The organism is Weissella sp. LMG 11983, from assembly GCF_025908495.1.
Taxonomy (GTDB): Bacteria; Bacillota; Bacilli; order Lactobacillales; family Lactobacillaceae; genus Weissella; species Weissella fermenti.
Map to the genome: position 1 here is coordinate 989,904 of NZ_JAOZFD010000001.1, position 21,772 is coordinate 1,011,675.

The 21,772-nt window shown below is 45.4% G+C and carries 21 protein-coding genes; 4 read left to right on the forward strand and 17 right to left on the reverse strand.

What is annotated here, in order from left to right; genetic code table 11:
- Entirely contained in the window at positions 1 to 741 is a 741-nt protein-coding gene (locus tag OIT45_RS05250; RefSeq protein ID WP_003608596.1) for an amino acid ABC transporter ATP-binding protein, read from the forward strand.
- Positions 742 to 798: 57 nt separating this feature from the next.
- Here the strand turns inward: OIT45_RS05250 and OIT45_RS05255 are convergent, their stop codons facing one another.
- From OIT45_RS05255 to OIT45_RS05265, 3 genes are all read right to left on the reverse strand, one after another.
- Positions 799 to 1,575 (reverse strand): ABC transporter permease, encoded by a 777-nt coding sequence (locus tag OIT45_RS05255; RefSeq protein ID WP_135797001.1) that lies wholly within the window; start codon positions 1,573 to 1,575, stop codon positions 799 to 801.
- On the reverse strand, positions 1,568 to 2,218 hold the full coding sequence (locus OIT45_RS05260) for an ATP-binding cassette domain-containing protein (RefSeq protein ID WP_199403964.1): 651 nt from the start codon (positions 2,216 to 2,218) through the stop codon (positions 1,568 to 1,570). The genes OIT45_RS05255 and OIT45_RS05260 overlap by 8 nt, the downstream gene beginning before the upstream one ends.
- Before the next feature lie 78 nt (positions 2,219 to 2,296).
- Positions 2,297 to 2,878, reverse strand: a complete 582-nt coding sequence (locus tag OIT45_RS05265; RefSeq protein ID WP_199403965.1) for a TetR/AcrR family transcriptional regulator — start codon at positions 2,876 to 2,878, stop codon at positions 2,297 to 2,299.
- A 292-nt stretch (positions 2,879 to 3,170) separates the two neighbouring features.
- Here OIT45_RS05265 and OIT45_RS05270 point away from each other — a divergent pair, with 292 nt between their 5' ends.
- The gene (locus OIT45_RS05270; protein ID WP_264339903.1) at positions 3,171 to 4,028 is read left to right on the forward strand and encodes an aldo/keto reductase; all 858 of its coding nucleotides are present in this window, start codon (positions 3,171 to 3,173) and stop codon (positions 4,026 to 4,028) included.
- Positions 4,029 to 4,157: 129 nt separating this feature from the next.
- Here OIT45_RS05270 and OIT45_RS05275 read toward each other — a convergent pair whose 3' ends face one another.
- From OIT45_RS05275 to OIT45_RS05340, 14 genes are all read right to left on the reverse strand, one after another.
- Positions 4,158 to 4,361, reverse strand: coding sequence for a hypothetical protein (locus tag OIT45_RS05275; protein WP_135796997.1), 204 nt, complete (start codon positions 4,359 to 4,361; stop codon positions 4,158 to 4,160).
- Between the two features lie 178 nt (positions 4,362 to 4,539).
- Positions 4,540 to 6,306 carry an ABC transporter ATP-binding protein gene (locus tag OIT45_RS05280; protein WP_264339904.1) on the reverse strand — a complete coding sequence of 589 codons (1,767 nt, stop codon included), beginning with the start codon at positions 6,304 to 6,306 and terminating at the stop codon, positions 4,540 to 4,542.
- 39 nt (positions 6,307 to 6,345) lie between these two features.
- The gene (locus OIT45_RS05285; protein ID WP_199403968.1) at positions 6,346 to 6,939 is read right to left on the reverse strand and encodes a MarR family winged helix-turn-helix transcriptional regulator; all 594 of its coding nucleotides are present in this window, start codon (positions 6,937 to 6,939) and stop codon (positions 6,346 to 6,348) included.
- Between the two features lie 158 nt (positions 6,940 to 7,097).
- Positions 7,098 to 7,589 (reverse strand): NUDIX domain-containing protein, encoded by a 492-nt coding sequence (locus tag OIT45_RS05290; RefSeq protein ID WP_199403969.1) that lies wholly within the window; start codon positions 7,587 to 7,589, stop codon positions 7,098 to 7,100.
- A 57-nt stretch (positions 7,590 to 7,646) separates the two neighbouring features.
- Positions 7,647 to 8,267: a DedA family protein gene (locus tag OIT45_RS05295; protein WP_199403970.1), complete on the reverse strand. Its 621-nt coding sequence runs from the start codon at positions 8,265 to 8,267 to the stop codon at positions 7,647 to 7,649.
- On the reverse strand, positions 8,264 to 9,394 hold the full coding sequence (locus OIT45_RS05300; protein WP_135796992.1) for a lipase family protein: 1,131 nt from the start codon (positions 9,392 to 9,394) through the stop codon (positions 8,264 to 8,266). The genes OIT45_RS05295 and OIT45_RS05300 overlap by 4 nt, the downstream gene beginning before the upstream one ends.
- A gap of 153 nt (positions 9,395 to 9,547) precedes the next feature.
- The gene (locus OIT45_RS05305) at positions 9,548 to 10,429 is read right to left on the reverse strand and encodes a DMT family transporter (protein WP_264329975.1); all 882 of its coding nucleotides are present in this window, start codon (positions 10,427 to 10,429) and stop codon (positions 9,548 to 9,550) included.
- 65 nt (positions 10,430 to 10,494) lie between these two features.
- Positions 10,495 to 12,225 carry a hypothetical protein gene (locus tag OIT45_RS05310; protein ID WP_199403971.1) on the reverse strand — a complete coding sequence of 577 codons (1,731 nt, stop codon included), beginning with the start codon at positions 12,223 to 12,225 and terminating at the stop codon, positions 10,495 to 10,497.
- Between the two features lie 114 nt (positions 12,226 to 12,339).
- Positions 12,340 to 14,832 (reverse strand): excinuclease ABC subunit UvrA, encoded by a 2,493-nt coding sequence (locus OIT45_RS05315; RefSeq protein ID WP_199403972.1) that lies wholly within the window; start codon positions 14,830 to 14,832, stop codon positions 12,340 to 12,342.
- Positions 14,833 to 14,955: 123 nt separating this feature from the next.
- Positions 14,956 to 16,437, reverse strand: coding sequence for a 23S rRNA (uracil(1939)-C(5))-methyltransferase RlmD (gene rlmD / locus OIT45_RS05320; RefSeq protein WP_199403973.1), 1,482 nt, complete (start codon positions 16,435 to 16,437; stop codon positions 14,956 to 14,958).
- A 110-nt stretch (positions 16,438 to 16,547) separates the two neighbouring features.
- Positions 16,548 to 16,877: a hypothetical protein gene (locus OIT45_RS05325; protein ID WP_199403974.1), complete on the reverse strand. Its 330-nt coding sequence runs from the start codon at positions 16,875 to 16,877 to the stop codon at positions 16,548 to 16,550.
- A gap of 88 nt (positions 16,878 to 16,965) precedes the next feature.
- Positions 16,966 to 17,739 (reverse strand): hypothetical protein, encoded by a 774-nt coding sequence (locus OIT45_RS05330; RefSeq protein ID WP_199403975.1) that lies wholly within the window; start codon positions 17,737 to 17,739, stop codon positions 16,966 to 16,968.
- Positions 17,740 to 17,952: 213 nt separating this feature from the next.
- Positions 17,953 to 18,951 carry a LysM peptidoglycan-binding domain-containing protein gene (locus OIT45_RS05335; protein ID WP_199403976.1) on the reverse strand — a complete coding sequence of 333 codons (999 nt, stop codon included), beginning with the start codon at positions 18,949 to 18,951 and terminating at the stop codon, positions 17,953 to 17,955.
- 212 nt (positions 18,952 to 19,163) lie between these two features.
- A complete protein-coding gene (locus OIT45_RS05340; protein ID WP_199403977.1) occupies positions 19,164 to 20,441 on the reverse strand; it encodes an APC family permease in 1,278 nt (425 codons plus the stop codon).
- A 109-nt stretch (positions 20,442 to 20,550) separates the two neighbouring features.
- Here OIT45_RS05340 and OIT45_RS05345 point away from each other — a divergent pair, with 109 nt between their 5' ends.
- Positions 20,551 to 20,931, forward strand: coding sequence for a hypothetical protein (locus OIT45_RS05345; RefSeq protein WP_199403978.1), 381 nt, complete (start codon positions 20,551 to 20,553; stop codon positions 20,929 to 20,931).
- A 70-nt stretch (positions 20,932 to 21,001) separates the two neighbouring features.
- Positions 21,002 to 21,772, forward strand: coding sequence for a biosynthetic peptidoglycan transglycosylase (locus OIT45_RS05350; RefSeq protein ID WP_199403979.1), 771 nt, complete (start codon positions 21,002 to 21,004; stop codon positions 21,770 to 21,772).

The following is a 21,772-nucleotide window of genomic DNA, read 5'->3' on the forward strand; positions in this document are numbered from 1 at the left end:
ATGTTGAAGTTAGAACACATTGATAAGCAATACGCTGAACACCACGCGCTAAAAGATATCAACGTGACGTTCAATCCACATGAAACGACGGTTATTGTCGGACCTTCTGGTTCAGGTAAGTCAACGTTGCTTCGCTCACTTAACTTGTTAGAGCACCCTGATTCAGGTTTGTACACGTTGGACGATCGTACGATTGATTTGAGCCAACCAATCACAACTGAAACATTGCTTTGGGTTCGTCGTAAGACTGGCATGGTTTTCCAACAACCACGTATGTTCGATCACCTAACAATCTTAGGCAACATTATTGAGGCTCCTGTACATGTTTTGAAGCAAAACAAAGCCGAAGCAATCGCAAAGGCGCACGAATTGCTACAAGCTGTTAATTTGGATAACACGGCTGATCGTTACCCTTACCAACTATCTGGTGGTCAAACGCAACGTGTTGCTATCGCACGTGCTTTGGCGATGTCACCTGACTATCTTTTGCTTGATGAGCCAACTTCTGCCTTGGACCCTGAATTGGAAGCACAAGTTTTGCGTGTCTTGAATGGTTTGGCAAAGGACGACCAATCAATGATTATCGTGACACACAACATGGAATTCGCACGTGAAGCCGCTGATCGCATGTTGTTCTTGGAAGACGGTGAAATTGTGTTTGATGGTACACCAGCTGAGTTCTTCAGCGAGCCAACTGACCGTATCAAGCACTTCCTAAACGCATTCAAATTTGAAGATTAACCACGTGTTTCACGTGAAACAAAAGACCTTCGAGATTTTTTCTCGAAGGTCTTTTTCTTACTTTTTAACTGGCAATTGTAGTTGCCAACGTTCATTAAAGAACTTGCGGTAGGCCATGAAACTAGCAAATACGGATGAAATACCGGTCGCTGAAAGCAACATGAACACAACCATGATTTGATACTTAATGGCGTGAATTGGATCAACACCCGCCATAATCAAACCAGACATCATACCTGGCAATGACACCAAACCATACGTACGCACCGTATCAATTGTTGGTTGCATACCAGTACGGATAGCCTCATGCACAATGCTATTAGCAGCTAGCTTAGGCGAGCCACCCAAGGCCAAACGCTCAAACACTTGGCCTTGTTGATCACGGAACTGTTGATTCAAACTACGGTAAACCAAGCCAACTGCTGTCATTGAGTTTCCGGCTACCATACCCGTGACTGGAATCATTTGGTAAGGCTCAAACTTCAGAACACCCGTCAAAACCAGGATACTCATCGTCACTGTCGTTGATAGGAGCAATCCCCACCAAGAGATATAGAAGGCGCCCGGAATTCCCTGACTACGCTTTTTTCCATTACGAGCAGCGTTATAAACAATGAATAGTTGCATCACAATCGTGACCAACCAGTTATCCAAGTTGAAGATAAACTTCAATAGGTACCCAACAATAATCAGTTGGATAATCGCGCGAGCAACCGAAATAATCGTATCCTTTTCGAGCCCTAATTTCTGACGATAACTAATCCCCAATGAGATAACGACCAACACAAACGCAAGGGCGAGTGACCAGTTGCTAACATTAATTTGACTATTCATGCGTCAACACCCCCTCACCCTCGTGCAACGTTAACACAGTTTGCGCTTCAGCGATTTCTTGCTCATCGTGTGTGACTGACAAGACAATGTTTTTTTCGCGGTCATGCAAGGCGTGAATGGCTCGCCAAATTGCTTGCTTCGTTTCGCTGTCCAAACCGGTTGAAATTTCATCTAGCAACAAAACCTTTGGTGGAAATAGCAAATTACGCAACACACCAATGCGTTGGCGTTCACCACCTGACAATTCAGAAACCGCCTTATCAAGATACGTCTCGGGCAATCCCATCTTTACCAAACCGTCACGTTGGGCGGCTTCATTCACCGTTTCTTGGCGCACTAAAAACGGAAAATCTAGGTTGTCACGTACCGTTTCACCAAAGAGTTGAGCTGACTGCGTCGCATAAGAGATTTGTTGGCGCACCACCCCAATTGGCATAGTCGCTGTATCGATATCATCCAACAACACATCACCATCAGTGGCATCTTGCAGTCCGGCAATAATCTTTAATAGAGTACTTTTACCCGTTCCCGACGGCCCCACTACCGTCACCCAGTCGCCAGATGAAAGCTTCAAATTTAAGTCTTTCAAAATCGTCCGGCCATCTACCAGATAATTAACCTTTTTTAATTCTAAAGATGTCATACATATCCTCCCCACAATAAACCTAATGAACATTTTAAACCAAAAAGCGCTGATGCACCCGGCACCAACGCTGATTAATCAATTTTCTTCATTTAAGACAATTCCTTGCTCCACAACTGGCAACATTTCTTGCCACGTTGTTTCGAAAAGCGTTTTAAACAAATTGTCATCCCACTTGTCAGCAAAAAATGGGTGATAGAAATATGTAAATGTCTGCATGATGGTCATGCCACGCTGATTACGGAATGTATCCCAGGCCATGATGTTTTCCACGGCCAGCGCAAAATCCTGCAAACGTGGATCAAGCAACACATCTCGGTTAGCCAATTGTTCTTCGTAAAAAGCCATCATTTCAGGCTCACGGCTAAATCCTTCGCGTCGACGTGATGCCAACAACCACAACCAATCGTGCAAGGCTGTGACACGCTCTTCTTCGGGTGCGCGAACATTCGCTTCCCAAACCGGGCCATCAACTTGCTCTAGCCAAGCCGTATTCATCGCTTCAAAAAGCGCCTCTTTATTCGCAAAATGCTTGTACAAAGCCGCCGGCGTAATATCCAACTTTCGGGCAACGTCAGCTAATCGTGACTTTTCAAAACCCTTTTCGTCGAGAACTGCTCGTGCGGCATCAAAAATGGACTCTGTCGTCACTTTCGCCATGGCGTTCACCTCCGTTCTGTTGTTTATCACAGTAGCTGTTAGTCTAAAACCCCTGACTTTAGTCAGGCGTAAGACCAACAACGCACCTGATAAGGGCGACTTGGTCACGTCGGAGGTCAAAACCTCCGACATTCCTAGTCTGCTTTATTATAGCCGAACCTTAAAAAAGTGCCTAATTTTTTAAACTTCTCAATATTTTTGTTATCATTAAGGAGTAGTTGTGTAACTTATTTTTATTTAGTAACGTTACACGTCGATGCACCTAATCAATTTAATAGGAGTGTGAAATTTAATGACTATTTCATCATTGACTGATACTTACACGCTTTCAAACGGTGTTAAGATTCCCGTTGTGGGATTCGGAACTTGGCAAACGCCTGATGGTGATGTGGCCTACCAAAGCACGTTGGATGCTTTGGCTGCCGGCTACCGTCACATCGATACGGCCGCTGCTTACGGTAACGAAGAATCAATTGGACGTGCTTTGAAGGATTTAGGCATTGCCCGCGAAGATATCTTCGTAACGTCAAAGTTGTGGAACGACATGCACGGATACGAGTCAGCTAAGCAAGCCTTGGAAGACACGTTGAAGCGTTTGGACTTGGAGTACTTGGACTTGTACTTGATCCACTGGCCAAACCCAAAGGCTAACCGCGAAAACTGGGCCGAAGCTAACGCTGAGACTTGGCGTGCGATGGAAGAAGCCTACGAGGCTGGTAAGGTCCGTGCAATCGGTATCTCAAACTTCCAAGTACACCACTTCGAAGAATTGTTGAAGACGGCTAAGGTTACGCCTATGGTTAACCAATTGTTCGTTAACCCTTCTGACGTGGAAGCCGAAATTGTTGCCTTCAACAACGAGCACAACGTTTTGACTGAAGCTTACTCACCATTGGGAACGGGTAAGATGTTGACGGTCGCTGCAATTCAAGAAGTTGCCGACAAGTACAACAAGTCAGTTGCCCAAGTTGCATTGCGCTGGTCATTGCAACACGGCTTCTTGCCATTGCCAAAGTCAATGCACAAGGAGCGTATCGTTGAAAACGGTCAACTCTTTGACTTTGAGTTGTCTGCTGAAGACATGGCAACGTTGGACAAGCTTGAAGGTGTTGCTGGTACGCACAACGACGCTGACAAGACAAACTTCTAATTATGCATAACAAAACGCCCCTAACTGAAAAGTTAGAGGCGTTTTTGTCTGTAAGGAATGATTCAATTGAATGATTTCTTGCTCATCAGGAGGCTCTCTCACCAACCACCCAACGATATTGATATATGATTACTTCTTAAAACCAAAAGCGACAGTAACGACGCCTACGGCCAACAAAGCAACAACGGCTAGAACAACGTCTAACTCAACTTCCCAAGTTGAGGCGTTGCCCTCAGCGCTAAATAGCAACATCAATGCTGCGAACACAACAATCGTTGCAATAGCGGCAATAGCTGACGCCTTTGCTGACATCACATACTTCATCTCTTGCATTATTCAAACCTCTCACAAATATAAATCTCACACGAGTATTTATTATAACCGTTACTTACTTTTATTCAAGAGTGAAAGGAAAAAGTCGTCCACAATAAAAGATACCTAAGTTAACTAATTTTGTTCCACATGAAACAAAAAGCGGGTGTAATCATCTACACCCGCCTGCCAAAACATATTAATCTTGATTGAATTGAGTATCAACGTATTCACGATACAACTCGTGATTAGCAACCAATTCCTTATGCGTACCAGCGCCACTTACCGTCCCATGTTCGATAAAGTAAATCTTGTCGGCGTCTACAATTGTACTCAAACGGTGTGCAATCACCAACGTCGTACGCCCCTTCATCAAAGATTCCAAAGCCTTTTGCACCATTGCTTCAGATTCTGAATCCAAACTTGCCGTCGCTTCATCCAACATCAAAATCTTTGGATCACGCAAGAACGCACGCGCGATTGCCAAACGTTGACGTTGTCCGCCAGACACCTTAACACCGCGTTCGCCAACTTCAGTGTCCAGGCCAGCTGGCATGTCGCGCACGAACTTTTCAGCAAATGCTAGTCCCAACACACGCCACAAATCATCATCTGAATAATCACCCGTTAGACCATACGTCAAATTATGGCGGATGGTCCCAGCCATAATCGCTAAATCCTGGCTAACAAACCCAATTTGTTCACGCCAATTAGCCAAATTCACATCTGCCACATCATGATTACCAATCATGATTTCACCGGCCGTTGGCATGTAGTAACGCTCAAGCAAACTAAAGATGGTTGACTTACCACCACCCGACGGTCCAGCGAACGCCACAACTGTATTTGGCTGGGCCTCAAACGATACGTCGCTCAAGATGTTCTTGCTGTCATCATAGGCAAAATCAACATGGTTCATCGCCAACGTTTGTCCTTCAACATCAACCTCGACACCAGACGTCAAATCTTCTTCAGGCTCTGCCAACAAGGCTTGAACACGTTCTGTTGAACCACTAGCCTTAGCTAAATCTGAGAAGAATTGACCCAACGTTGCTGATGGGCCCAGCAATTGGAATAGGTACATCAAGAATGAAAACATCGTTCCCATCGTCATCGTGCCTTGTGACACACGGTGCGCACCATAGGCCAATACACCAACAAATAATCCCATCATAACCGCCGTCATCAATGGACCGGCCACAGAATCATACACAGCTTCACGCAAGCCAATCTTGTACAAAGATTGGATCGTTGTGTGGCCCTTTTCCGTTTCAAATGGCTCCGCGTTAGATGACTTCACCAAACGAATTTCGCTTAGCGTTTCACCGGCTGCCCCATTAAAGTCAGCCAATGAATTCTGACGATCACGACCAACCTTGTGTGATTGGCGCATCACTGGCAACATCACCAACATAACCAATGGAATTGCCAATGCCATAATCGCCGTCATGCGCCAGTCCTTCAAGACCATCAGCGTCAACGCACCCACCACTGTTAGCAAAGACGTAATCATACGAGGAAATGAGTTTGCCAGCAAGTCTTTAATTTGCGTTGAATCATTAATCAAACGCGACGTCATTTCGCCCGCTTTGGTTTCATCAAAATATGCGACGCGCAAACGAATTAGTTTGTCCCACAAGGTATTACGCAAACGACTAACCACGTTTTCGCCAAAGATTCCCAAAACAGTTCCTGATAAGGCGCTAATTACCGCGCTCAAGATAAACATGCCAATCACACTGACGAGCAATGTTTTATCAATCGACTTACCAAATCCGTTAATCAAATCACCCGCAAAATGTGGCACGGCCAACTGAATGCCCGTCGCAATAACGCCCAAACCTAGGCCCAGCCCTAGTTGCCAGTAGGCTGGTTTTGTTTGACGAATCAAGCGCATAAATGCCTTCATATCAAACTTTGCTGGTCGTTGAAACGCTTCTGTTTCAACGTTTTGTCCACGATCCATCTCTCTGCCTCTTATCTCTTATCTTTTATCTTTTGACGGTTAGAACCAACCCTTGAAGCCCTTGTGCAAGTCGTGGTGCATCTTGTGCATCTCCTTGCGCATTTCACGGCGGTCAGTGAAGTCCATGTTTTGGAAACGTTCGGCGAATGGTCCAAACGCATCGCGGAGCATCTCAGGATCCATTTCAATGTCCTCAGTATTGGCTGCGATGCGACGCAACATGTCCTTCAACTGCGTCTGCTCGGCTTCAGTTAGCACTGAGAAAGCACGTTCACTCATTTCGTCATTACCGTTATGCAAACCAGCCAGTGTCTCCTTACCAGCATCTGTAATGAAAATAAGTGAAACGCGGCCATCATTCTCAGAAGCACGACGTTCAATCATCCCCGACTCCACCAAGCTCGTCACCTGTGCGCTCACTGAGCTAGGACGAATATCCAACTTTTCTGCGATTTCCGCATTCGTTAAGCCATCTTCCTTGTTCAACAAAGCCAACAAGCGTAAACGACCACGACCCAATTCCTTATCACTACCGCGCTTAGTACGCATGTTCATTGACATCGCTGCCATAAAGAAGCGCGAGTGCATCAAACGGCTGAACGATTCCATCAAGTCTTGTGTTTCATCTGTCATTTTATTTTTACCTCAAATAGTCATTAGTTAATTAGTTAGTTTTATAACATCAAACCTAACGAAAAAGAAGTATAAACCGTTAGTTAGGTTAAGTCAACACAAACTAACTAATTAATTTGGTAATTAAAAAGTCGCACCCATCTGAGTGCGACTTTCGTCTAGTCTTCACGTAGCCAAACAGCCTCGGAAGCCTCATTATCGTTAATCACTTGATGAACGGTCTTCTGCGCCTGTGGCACAAACATCTTAGGTTCAGGGATCACCGGTACGTATGAAACAACCAGTGTTTCCTCACCATCTTCACGCAGCGTGCCACCAACCGCTTCAACTTCAAAACCCATTGCAATCGTTTCTTGCGCATCACCCCAACGGTTCTCAGTGACGATTTCAGACGATACACCGAGCAAACGCTTCACGCGCACATCAAGTCCCGTTTCTTCTTTGAATTCGCGTACAATCGCTTCCTGTGGCGTTTCACCGTATTCGATATAGCCACCTGGAAAGCCCCAGCCTTTTTGAATATCAGAACGTTTCTCTAATAAGATTGCTGAACGATCCGCCTGCCATAACACACCGAATACCGTGTTAAAAATCATGCCTTCATGACCAACTTTTTCGCGCATACGTGCGATGTAATTTTTCTCTGCCATATGATTCGCCCTCTTTTCACCACCCATTATTCCACGTTAACGTGATAATGCAACATGTTATCCACGCATATGCTGGAAAAAGCTATTCACAAAGTTGACGAGGTAATAAATACCGGCCGGCACAATAATGATGCCAACAATCAAGATTGAAAAATGTTGTTGGAAAAACGGCACTGAGCCCAAAAAGAAGCCAATTACAGTTGATCCGAGCACCCAAATTAAAGTTCCCAACATATTCTGGTTTTTAAAGCGGTTAGCTGCATACTGACTTTCGCCGGCGATAATTGGAATAAAAATACCCAACACTGGAATATACCGGCCAAATAGCATCGCTAGGGATGCATGACTGTTAAAGAACGCGACTGTATCGTCCATGCGGGCATTCTTAATTTTGTGCTTGCGACCACGCTTATACTTCGCCTGCCAACCAAGATACACCATTGGCAGATAACCAATCCACAGCAACCACAGCTCGATTGGAATATCTGGATGGGCCGCCAAACTACCGGCCAGAAACATGGTCGTCTCTGCTGGCATCCACGCAAAGAGAACGAAATAACTTTCTAGTGCCACAATCGCCCAAAGCACCGGATACACCAGCCACGGATTGTCCATGATTGGTCGGATGAAGACAATCGGATTTTGGATAACTGAAATAATATCTGCTAATTCAATCATGACTTAACCCAATCATCTGGTAAGACGGCCATGAAACTGATATATGTGGTGATCGTGTGCTCATATGAGGCCATGCCACCATTCGCCATATGCTCGAACAACTTTGCATACACCGGATGTGTCTTTGCATATGCCATCACATTAGCCGTTCGCTCAGGGATTTCCAGCCCTTGTGGTGCCATCATCATATCCTGCACCCATTGATATGGCGTCATCGTTTGTCCGTCCCACCAAGGTGTCGTCGCATGGTAAAAGTCATGCACACTTGATGCCAACGCATAATATAGTTGCAAACCACGTTCCAACATGTCCGCATCTTGCTGGGCATCGCCCTTAAATGGCACCCCATTAATGCGCTCATATTCCTTGGCAACTTCAGGCAATGCTGACACTGGCAGCATATGTTGCTGACCAATGTGTGTGAAGCCCCACTGGACTAGTGGGAATGTTGGCGCCGTATCTAACGGGTTAATGATGGCATGTACCGCTTCATACTTCACTGCATAATCAACATTAGCTACTGTCTTATATGTCGTCGTTGGCGCGAACGCATAAGCAAAAACACGTTCTTCGCCAGCATCAACTAGCAGCTTACCAACCACTTCTGTCGCACTACCACCACGGGAATGACCGGTTACCCAAAAAATATTGTTCTGACCGACATTGTCGAATTGCATCACGAAATCGTGTAGCTGCGCCGCAATCTTTTGGCCGATATAGATCATATTATCCATACCTGGTGCATCTTCATCACCAATCATGAAGTCACCCGCCCATTCCGCGCTTTGCGGCGTCCCACGGATAATCACCGCAAACAGATTATTGGCCCCAACACGCTTATAGCCAAGCGTGAAGGCCACGTTATTTGGATCATCAACTACATGATAGCCATGTGACTCTGTCTTAAATCCCAATGCACGCAAATTTTCAGTCGCGTAACCCGGTCCTGCAACTTGGCTATCACGCGTGTACGTCGAGCCAGCCATCACAGCGCTAACTCGCGCCAAATCATGTTGATACTCAGCTGGATTCTTATCAAAAAGCGCATCGCTATATGGCACATCCATCTCACGTGCTTCCGGTAAGCGTCCCTGATTATTACTTGTTGTAAATGTTAAAACAGTCATTTCATTACCCCCACCACTAATTACGTCACTGTCATGATTAAAAACGTTACTTGTTACCCTCCAGTCTACTTGATTTGTATTCTAAAAACATGAAGAAACATTGCTACACAGTTAAAAAAATGCTTGCAGAGTATTAGCCCCACAAGCATTTCATCATTTCTTAACGACATTCATAATCAAAATTGCACCAAGTGTCATGACAATCCCCACTACTTGGAGCGCATGAAACGAAACACCCAACACAATCGCTGATAAGACAGTTGCACTTAACGGCTCGAGCATGCCAAGCATCCCCACTGTTTCCGGTGCCACCTTACGCAGACTCGCAATATACCAGACAAACGCAACGATTGACCCAAATACCACAATGAAGAACAGCAATATCAGATCAATCGCATCAAAATGATAGGCTGTGTGATAAAGGGGCGCCACGAAATTAGCGGCCAAACCACCCATAAACATCCCCCAACCAACAACGACGATAGCATCATTCTCAGCCAACAAAGACCCTGGAATTAACGTGTACGCAACCAATCCCAGCGCTGACAAAATCCCAAAGAATAGTGTTTTCTCTGAAATCTGCAATTGGGCCAGATTACCATTGGTCACCAACAATACGATTCCCACCAACGACAGAATCACTGCGATTAATTCTTGTCGTTGTGGCCATCTGTGTCGAAATAGCGCTAGAAAAATAACAATCAATGCCGGTGCCATATACTGCAACACCGTCGCAACCGCTGCGTTACCGTAGTACAACGTTCGTACAAAATTTGACTGGGCAAAATACACCCCAACTAACCCAAACGATACTAACAAGACTGCATTCTTCGGTTGACGCCAAATCGTAAAAACATTTTGCCGGCGAATCAACGAATACAACAGCAACGCAACACCTGAGATTAACAAACGAGCGGTCGTTAACCAATCTGGTGAAATCGCAATCCGATTGAATAACATATTCGACAAGATACCATTGATACCCCAGAACAAGGCCCCACCAGCAGCCATCCCCACATACCACTGCTTACTCACACAAACACTTCCCTTACTCTAAAAATAGAAACTTATCGCTAAGTATACCACGCAAAAAACGGCCATCAGACCTTAATCTGATAGCCGTTACGCCAAATTGTTTTACCAGCCATGAAAATGACGAGGCCCGCCCAAAGTACAGCGTTGCCTAAAACGATTATTTTAATAACTGGTGACACGTCATACGAAATCGTCACGTTATTCTGACCAACCCGTGGTCGAACCTGTAACGTCCCAATACGTGTCGTTTTCGGGTTCGTCACCTGCTGGCCATTCAAAACGACCTTTGAATGCGCATAGACAGCGACTGGCACCGTTGTCTGCTTTTCATTTCCACTATGCCAACGATACGTGAGTGCATTATTACCTTGTGTCACCTGCGCTTTTAGTGGGTTTTGAATAACCTCACGCATATACATGTCATAACTGTTATCACCTGGTTGCAAGCCATTATTCACCAAATAATCAGGGGTCGCTTTTTGTACATCTGCTAACGCAACCTGCACATCACCGTAGCGCCAATCCCGTGCAATTTCAGCTTTAGATTTTTTATCGTTATAGACCATGTGCTTCGTGACGTGGACCAGCTCATCTGTATGCAAACGATGCGCGCTCTTCGCCAAAATACTTGAGGAAATCGCCACCGGCACCACAACGGCAACCATCACAATTACCAGCCGCAACCGGCGATTTAGTTGCCTTTTCACATCCGGCACCATCAGGATTCGCGGCAACAGTAGCACCAAAGCAATGTTGCTAACAACTGACAAACGCGACGGGAATTGCATCGTATCAACCAGGGCTGGGGCAATCTGTTGCACCGCATTCCACGGGAACACCGCCAATGACAAACTGAAAAAGACAGCCGCCAGCCAAAATAAGAAGCGGTATTCACGGGCCAGCTTCCGATAAACCATCACCGCAATGATTAAGACAATCACCGCAATAACCCCAATCCAACTGTAGTTTCGAAGCGTTGGTGCCTGTGATAACGTAATGCGCATCCCTTCCCGACTAATATTCAGTGGTGTATACGGGGTTAATATTTGGTTACTGCCCATCACGTCGGCCATACCAACTAAAACATTAGCGACTAGTAACCCATACAGGACAACTGCTTTTATCAGCCTTTTCATCAGCGCAATAATCGTCGCCTTATTTTTACCAATCACCGTCACCACAAATAAAATACCTAATACCAAGACACCTAATAATGCCGTGAATAAATGGGCTTGCGTCAGTACCGCCAACGATATCGCCAGGCCAACCCAAGAAAAGGTTGTCGGCTGTTTAGCCATTGCAATGCCGTAATACACTACATATGGCAGTAGCGCGGCACCGATGCCGGTAAACGATTGACTCGTTTGCCAAGTTGTCGTTAGCGGTAACGCCATATAGATAACTGCACTCACTAAACTGGCATAGCGACTAGATTTCAAATAACGGCCTAGTCGATAAATCCCCACACCAGCGACAAGCAAGATAGCAATGTCAGTTACAATTTCAAACCAAAACCAGTTTGGTATTAGCATGAGGGCAAACCCCATCAAATACGATAGCCACGGTCCATATAACGGTGTGACAATTCGTCCGGAATGTTGATAGCCATATTCTGACATGAAGTAGTTAAACTGCCCGTGTTTAATTTGTTCCGCAATATCATAGAACCGATTAAAGTGGAAAAGCGCATCGATGCCAATAATCGGCATATTCGATATCAGCTGCGGTAACACCAGCACAACTGATGCTAACAACAGCACGCCACCAGGCAACACAAGCGATCGCCATGAACGCATCTTGCACCTCCTATTTACGAGTAATATATCAGATTATAGTTTATCAATAACTTGTTAATTTATTTTGATGATTAAAACAAAAAGGTCGTCAGTCCAAAACTAACGACCACAGTATTATGCGTGTTGATATTGCGCCAAATAATCCTTCAAATACTGACCTGTAACGCTTTCTGGTATCGCAGCTAGTTCACTTGGTGTCCCAGTACCAACAATTTGACCACCGTGCGTACCACCACCGGGTCCCAAATCAATCAACCAATCTGAGTTAGCCATCACTTCCAAATCGTGTTCGATGGTAATGATTGTCGCCCCTTGCTTCAGCAACAAATCGAACACATGAAGTAGGTTCTCGATGTCCAACGGGTGCAATCCAACTGACGGTTCGTCAAAGATAAACAAGCTGGCACCCTGCTTTTGGTGAATTTGTGACACCAACTTTAGTCGTTGTGCCTCACCACCTGATAATTCAGGCGTACTTTCACCCAAAATCAGATAATCCAAGCCCAACTCTTGCAACGTTTCGAGCGTCTTTAGAATCTTCTTTTCATCCTTGAACACTTCAAGTGCATCCGTGACAGACAAGGCCAACAAATCTGCGATTGATCGATCGTGCCATTTTACATCCAGTACATCAGAACGATAACGTGAGCCTTGGCAGGTTGGGCAGACTTGCGTCACGTCCGGTAGATATTGCACATCAAGCGTGATGTGCCCGACGCCACCACAAGTTGGACACGCACCAGCTGCATTGTATGAAAAATCACTCGCGGTGAAACCATGTTCCTTAGCATCCGGCAAGCTAGCGAACAATTTGCGCAAATTATCCAAAATGTTAGTGTACGTCGCAACCGTTGAACGCGCATTCTTACCAACCGGCACTGAATCAACCATCACCACGTTTGCAACACCTGCCGCATCAAGTGACGCCACACCATCAGGTAGTGGCTGTTGGTCGTTTTGCGCTAGAATACCCGGCACCAACAAATCGAGAATCAACGTTGTCTTACCGGCACCACTCATCCCCGTAACACTCGTTAAACGGTTCTTAGGAATCTGTGTCCTAACGTCATGCAAATTATTCTTGGCAGTCACCGCGATATCGATACTGCCGTCATCAAACAACGTTTCACGCGGTGCCAATGTTCTGGTCTGAATGTCAGCCGTCCCGTTTAGATAAGGGGCCACCAATGCGTTAGATGCCATTGCATCACGCGCACTTCCGGTAAACGTCACCGTCCCACCGTAATCGCCCGAACCTGGGCCAATTTCAATAATATGGTCGCTCGCTCCAATGACACTCATATCGTGATCAACCACGACCAACGTATTACCTTGCTCCAAAAGAGTTTTGAAAATCGTTAATAGGCCTGCGACGTTGGCTGGGTGCAATCCAACCGTTGGCTCGTCTAGCACATACAACACACCCGTCGTTTCATTTCGAATCGTACGTCCAAGTTGAATACGTTGTAGTTCACCCGTTGAAAGTGTACTTACGGCACGGGCCAACGTGAGATAGTCCAAACCGAGCTTAATTGGTGCGTCTAATAGTTCCAAAAACTCATCAACAAGCTTTTGTCCCATCTTTTGCATCTCGGCTGGCAATGTCGCCGGCAATTCGGCAATAAATACTGCCAGTTCTTCGATAGTGTACTCTGATAGCTCCGCGATGTTCTTGTCTCGTAGTAACTGCGTCAGCAACGCCGGGTTAAAACGCGACCCATGACATGTTGGGCAAGTTTGGAAAGTATAAAACTGATTCAAGCGTTTGATGGTGCGCTCGTTTTTACTGCTCTTCACGCTGTCCTCAATAGCGTTCGTCGCATTTTCAAACACCGCATGATCCATGTGGAACACCTTGCCGCTTTTGCTTGGAATATTAATTTCATATTCGTCACGGTCACCATGCAAAACCAAATCCTTTTGATCATCTGACAAATCTTTATACGGGATATCAATGTTGATGCCTGCTGCTTCAGCTACCAATGGCATAAACGTTCGTCCAGGTGTACGCCATGAATTCACCGCACCATCGCGAATCGTCAGCTCTTCATTGATTAGCAAAGCTGGATTAATGGTTTGCACCTCACCCGTTCCTTGGCAAGTTGGGCATGCACCAGCCGAGTTAAAAGCGAAATCTTCGGCGCCATATGGCATGAAATGCACGCCACAAACCGGGCAATCCATCCCCGTCATATCAACATCCATTGCAACAGCCAATGTTGGCCCAATGCGATGCCCATTCGGACACACCATCGACCCTAAACGTGAAAACATCAAACGTAACACGTTCAAGCTCTCCGTCATCGTCCCAACTGTTGAACGTACGTCTGGCACCTGTGGACGTTGGCGCAGTGCCAAAGCTGATGGCAAATGATGAATACTTGTCACATCAGCGCGATTCGCCTGTGTAATGCGGCGTCGCGTATAGGTCGACAAGGCATTCAAATAACGACGCATCCCCTCACCGTATAGCGTCCCCATCGCCAGTGAACTCTTTCCAGACCCACTGCGCCCGGTAATCCCGGTTATTTGCCCCAGTGGAATATCCACATCAATATTTTTCAGATTATTAGTTTTTGCACCCCGGACTTCAATCGAAAATGTCATTTTCATCCCCCTAGTTGTCGTGCTTGTTTCCCCTGTTACCTTTCATTGTATCGCTTCAACCCATGAAAAACAGTTCTCCCCAACTGAAAAAAGGACGCACAAATAAATTGCGCGTCCTCTATCTTACTTGCTCTTCTTCGTAAACTTAACAATACCTTCCCAACGAGCAGTTTGTGGGAACATATCAATTGATTGGATGTATTCAACATCATAAACACGCGTCAAGTCGACCAAATCACGGGCCAACGTTGAAGCATTACATGACACATACACAAACTTATCTGGTTGTGTTTCCAAAATCGTCCAACGCAATTCTTCATCCAAACCAGTACGTGGCGGATCAACAACCAAAGCGTCGGCCACCCAGCCTTCGTTTGCCCAGCGTGGAATCAAATCTTCAGCTGCACCTGTATAGTAGGCAGCATTCTTAACACCGTTATCAGCCGCATTTTCATTAGCGTCATCAATGGCGTCAGGAACCGTATCCATACCACGCACCTCACCAGCATGATCAGCCAATGAAATACCGATGGTTCCAACTCCTGAGTAGGCGTCAATCAACTTATCGGCTTGCGTCAAATCAAGGGCTGAGATAGCCTCGTTGTACAAACGTTGTGTCTGACGTGGGTTCAATTGCAAGAATGCACGTGGTGACAACTTGAACGTCTTACCGTTAATTGTCTCCGTAATGTATTCGCTACCCCACAACAACTTGGTATCTTCACCCCAAACAAGTGACGTCTTGTCTGAGTTGATGTTCTGGTGAACAGAAACGACTTCAGGCAATTCCTTGTTGATGCGTGCAATCAATTCATCAGCACTAGGCAAGTACTTGCCGTTCGTGACAATCGTCAATTGCACATCACCTGTCGTTTCTGACACACGGGCGATCAACGTCTTAACGATGCCTGAGTTCTTGCGCTCGTTATAAATTGGCATGTCCATATCAGCCAAAATATCACGCACCTTACGCACAACCTTCAACGTTGCTGGGTGTTGCGTTGAAACCTTTGGCAAATCAACCAAGTCGTGAGAATTACGCTTGTACATTCCCACGGCCAACTTACCATCAACTTCACGAACCGGGAATTGCGCCTTGTTACGGTAACCGTCTGGGTTTTCCATACCAATCGTTGGGCGCAAATCAAACTTTTCATATCCTTCAGGTTTGTACTTTTCCAAAGCCTGACGAATCACATCTTGCTTAAATTCTAGTTGGCCATCGTAAGACAAGTGATCCAATTCAAAGCCACCAACTTCTTGGTTATCAACTGGATCAACACGCTTTGGTGAGCGTTGCTTAATCTTACGAACACGCGCTTCGATGAACTTGTCTGTGACGTTCGTTACAACAACGTCAACGACTTCATCAGGAAGAGCTCCTGGAATAAACGTAATCTTACGCTTATAGTAACCAATTCCTTCACCGTTGATTCCCAATCGCTTGATGGTAATCAACAGCTTATCACCAACATTAACTTCGACGTTTTGTTGGTTGCGATTATCACGACGAGGTCCACGTGTTCCACGTGGAACAAACTTGCCGCGATTTTGATTGTTGCCACCCTTACCTTGGTAAGGACGACGCTTCTTTTCTTCAGCCATTTCGTTCTACAAAGACTTATCGTCTACTCTTTCTATAAGATAGTTCTATTCTAACATGTAGGAAGTGAAAATGACCGGTCAGTCCTTCGCGACTAATCGGTCATTCGTTTTTAAATTAAGCCACTGTTCAACAACCAAGGCAGCCCATATCCAATCATTAACCCTAAGATAACAACACCAACTAAACTGCCAATAAAATCATGTCGCTTATGACGAGCAATTGCTTCTGCTTCTTCACGCATTTGTTGCTCAATAATCGGGCGCAATTCTGGATGCTCAATCATCATCACTTGGCGACGGAGTTCGAAGTCTTTTTGGCTCAACTCATTTTGCGTTGCAAACTCTTGCGCTTGTTGCTGCAAAAGCCAATTTTGCTCACGCGTTGCATTAGCCGCATCCTGCACTGCATTAGTGTGTTGCTGCAATTCATAAGATTCCATATTCAACTTACCTCTCTAAAAGTCATAGATATAATACGCTTCTAGAAAGTAAATTGCTGAGTTCCAGCTTGTGAAATAGTTAGATAATTTACCCCTCCGATGAGGACATCACTACCCCTAATGAAACCTTATCGACCTTATCAGATGTCTCTAGCGCCTTTAAATCTGCAATGTTTCCCGTAATAACAACGCCAGGGAATTTCGCTGAAGCCAAATTTGGCGCAGGATTTGGCCACGACATTTGCGATTCGAAACGATTATAGGACTTCAAATAATATCGATAGTCACCCGTTGGATCTTCTTTTCCGATTGGAACACCTACATACTCTGCGTCACCAGTGGCAATCCCTGACCACAGCCAAGTAACAGCCACATTTCCAGGCATCCCCCGTTTAATTTCGTCATAGGTCAACTTATATTTAAATGTCACCGCAAGCTCCGCAACATCGTTATCATGAAATTTTGAAAAATCAGCTCTAACAAAACGCTCCTGTGATTTCCCGTTAAACTGCAATAACCGCTGGCCATTCTCACTATCTCGCCAACTACCATCAACGTAGCTTTGACTATTTTGCCTAAATTGATTTCGACCCATAGCGTTGTACAAATAGGTCTGATTTTTCCAATGAATAACCCGGCCCGAGATTTCCTTACTGGCGCGATAATCAACTCGACCCATCAATCGCCCAATACCAGAAGCAACTAAATAATTCATCTGAACATTAGGCGTGGTGATGTTAGTCCAATGTTCAACCTCCGCTCGCATCAACGCGCCTTGCTTATCAGTGCGGTGAAACAAGAACAGTACAACTACACTCCCCATGACAAATACTGCAAAAGTAAATCCAAACACCTTCTTCATATTCCGGCATATTCCTTGTCCACTAATATTTTGCGCAACATGTTGTTACCTCCATATCTTTCTTGGTATGTCTTTCAATATAGGGGGTTGTTCAATTTTTCACCACGATGAATTTTTTATATTTTTTAAAATAAATCTCGCGCATAACGGTTAAGGCCTTGCGACAACTGAAAAGGGACCCGCAAAATGCGAGTCCCTAAATGAGATTTTATATTACCACCAACCGTTAGCAACACGGAATGACACAGCGTTATCGATTGATCCGTAACGTGTCACAGCGTAGTTAACCATACCGGCTGTTTGTTCTGAAACTGAACCAGTTCCCCATGATTGCTTGGTTTGACCCAAACCACGGTAACCGTTTGGTGAAACGATATCTGGGTTTCCACCTGATTCAGGCATAACGATGTTTGACCACAAGGCATCCGTTCCGCCGGCTGCAATAAATTGATCATAAACTGAACCAGTTGCTGCTGGCGCTGGCGTTTCAGCCGCAACTTCGGCCGTTTGGTAAGCCGTTGTGACACCTGAGTCCGTCGTTTGCGTAAATGAATCAGCTTGCGTTGGTGCACCGACGTAGTTTGACGCTGGGGCTGCCACGACAGGTGCCTCTGACGCTTCTTCAGCAACCGGCGCAACTTCTGATACATCTGATGTTACCGGTGCCTCTGAGGCTGCTGGAGCTTCTGACACAACAGGCGCTTCAGATACCACTGGTGCCTCTGACGTCACAACTGGCGCAGCACTTTCAACAACTGGTGCAACCGGCGCTGCTTGGGCAACTAAATTAATCGTTTGGCCGATAAAAATCGTGTCAGTCGCCGTCAAACCGTTAATTGCCAACAAATCAGCCAACGTCATGTTATTTGCTTGTGCAATGGCGAAAAGCGTATCACCATTCTTCACCGTGTATGAACCATTTACGCCAACTGGAGCAGCGGTCGTCGTTGCCGTCGCATCTGCGTCAGCTTGTACCGGTGTAACCGTTCCGTCTCCATTAACCGTCAATGACACACCCGTCAAAATGAAGTTTGCATCTTCAATGTTGTTATCACTAGCAATCTTTTCAACCGTCGTTCCCATTGCATTGGCAATGCTCGTCAACGTATCACCAGCCTTAACCGTGTATGTATCAGCTGATGCGTTCACACCAACGGCAACCGTTGCAACTCCTGCAGTTGTCATTGCTGTCAAAATTTGTTTATTAATCATTTAATGTCTCCTATATTCGTAGAGGCCTACAATCCTACAAAATATCCACTCTCTATGATACCGGTGCATTATTCACAACACGTTACAAAACCTCGCCCTTAACCCATTTTTAACTACCATAAGAATTGACTAGGAAACTTAAGAAAGTTATTTTGTAGGCATTAAAAAAATCACTTATGACCAAATTTTTTTGGTCATAAGTGATCGTCGTTTTAGTGGCGTCGTTGTTCCACACTGTAAATAATCGTTCCTAATATCGCAAAGCCAATACCGACCAGAACGGTCGTAAACGCAAAGGTTGTAAACAAATATGCGACCACCACAATGGTCAGATAAGTCATCCATTTACCGCCTGGTAGCTTGTAGCCAGTTGGCAGTGTCGCATCACCACGTAGCTTAATCGATGAGAAAATCGTTCCCAAGTATTGCACAAAGTCACTCAGCACAATCAGCTTAATCAAAAATAGATAACTACCGCTCAAAATCAAGCTACCTGAGATAGCGATTGTTAGCAAGATGGCGCCAACTGGTGCACCGTAGCGATTTAAACGTGAGAATTCACGTGGCAGGAACCCACGTTCACGGGCCATCGAGGCTAACTCAATTGGTGAATTAAATGATGTTGCAATCGCAACACCGATAATCGACAACATCATCCCCGTGATGATAATCGTACGGCCGACACGGCCCAAAATAACATTAAAAATGTCCGCAACCGGCAAAGATGAGCCTGCCAGATGATCACCCAAAACTGTCATTGCGACGACTTGCATCAAAACAAAAATCGCCGTCGTGGCTAGCATCACCGTCAAAATCGCACGTGGCAACATTTTGCCAGGATTCTTCATCTCTTTAGCCGCAATCGGAATCAGTGAAAAACCAGTGAACATATAGAAGGCATTTCCAAAGGCACCTGAGAAATCATGCACCGGTTTCGCTTGTGCGATTGAGAATTGCGATGTGCTACCCAGCAGCAACCACACAACCGTTGCAATGAACACAGCCAAAATGACCCCGATTTTTATCAAACTGGACGCATCATCTATGCGACTCGCAATACCTGTACCGAAGTAATTCATAATTCCCAGCAGCAACATAATGCCGATAGCCAAACTATTGTAGACTAACGGCGTCCCAACCGCCGGTACCAGTCCTGTTAACGTTTTTAAAAAGGCCGCCGTTTCAGCACTGATGGTAATTACCCCAAACAGCCAGCCAAACCAACCCACCAAAAATCCTGGGTAATGTCCAAAGGCGCGCTTGGTGTACACCCACGCACCGCCGTCTTCATCAATTCGTGATGACATGACGGCATAATGCATCGCGATTAACGTCGCTGAAATACTGGCCAAAGCAATTGCCAATAAAACGTATTGGCCACCCTGCTTGTACATCGTACTTGGTAGCAAAAACAGCCCACCACCGATGACGCCATTAATACCTAGCAGTACAACACTCGGGAATCCAATACCTTTTTTGAATTTTTTCATTGTTCAATCCCCCCTAAGGCCCAGTCTACCTAAATTTCGTGCCTTTTTCTTTTACAAGTTGTTAAGGACGAACGATAATGATGGCAACAAAACAAAGGAGGCCACCATCATGATGACTTTAGGACAATATGAAACACTTGCAGCCGCATATAACAACACGAGTACCATCACGTACCCCATTCCCGCATCATTACCAGTTGGAACTACCGAAGTTATCAATGAAGATGGACTTCAAATGAACATCACGAATAACGCAGACGGCGTTACTGAAATTCGTTTTGATGCTGACGCGAATGATCGTCGCTACCCTGGCACATTCCAAGGATTCGAGTTCGGTATGCACTGGATGCACCCTTCATTTATCGGCGCTTTTTTGGAAGCCAAGGATAATCACAACCAACACTTCTTGGGTGATAACGGCACAGCAGCTTATGACGCTTTCGTGGATTCTGATAACCACCTAACCGTCACACTTACACCCAGTCACTAATAACTGACCATTGCTTTTAAAGAAAATTCCCCGTATGCTATCAGAAATAATGCTTACGGAGGATTTGCCGATGGCGAGTCGCAAAACACGTCGACAACGACACAATCCAGTTAAAAACATACTGAAATGGCTGGGAACCATCGTTATCATCATGCTATTAGCGGTTGGCGCTTATGTTGGTTACGCCATTCATCAAGCGCCTACGATTACAGAATCAGCCCTCAAGGCGAATCCTAGCCCCGGTGACAATCAGGTTTATGTCACCTATGACAACATTCCGGACGACTATCGTAATGCTTTGATTTCAACCGAAGATCGCACGTTCGAAACGAACAACGGTGTCAGCCTAGGCGGGGTATTCAACTTGGTTGTTTCAAACATCAAGACCCGCTTTGGCGATGGCGTTGCCCGTGGCGGTTCGTCAATCACCCAACAACTTGTTAAGTTGACCGTTTTCTCAACTAGCAAGGCGGATCAAACACCAACCCGCAAAATTCAAGAGATTTATCTGGCGCTTCAGTTGAACAAAACGCATTCTAAAGCACAAATTTTGGAATACTATGTCAATAAAATTTACGAAGGCCACTACCAATACGGTGCGCAAACAATTGCCTACTACTATTTCGGTAAGCCACTATCTCAATTGACGTTGTCACAAACGGCCATCATCGCCGGTTTGGGTCAGAGTCCATCAAACTTCGACCTGTACAGCAATCCAGAACTGGTTGAAAAGCGCCGCAACATCGTGCTGGCCGCGATGCTAGATAATGATAAAATTAATCACCATGAATACGAAGATGCGAAAGCAACCAGCGTGACAGCCGGTTTAATGCCACGGTAA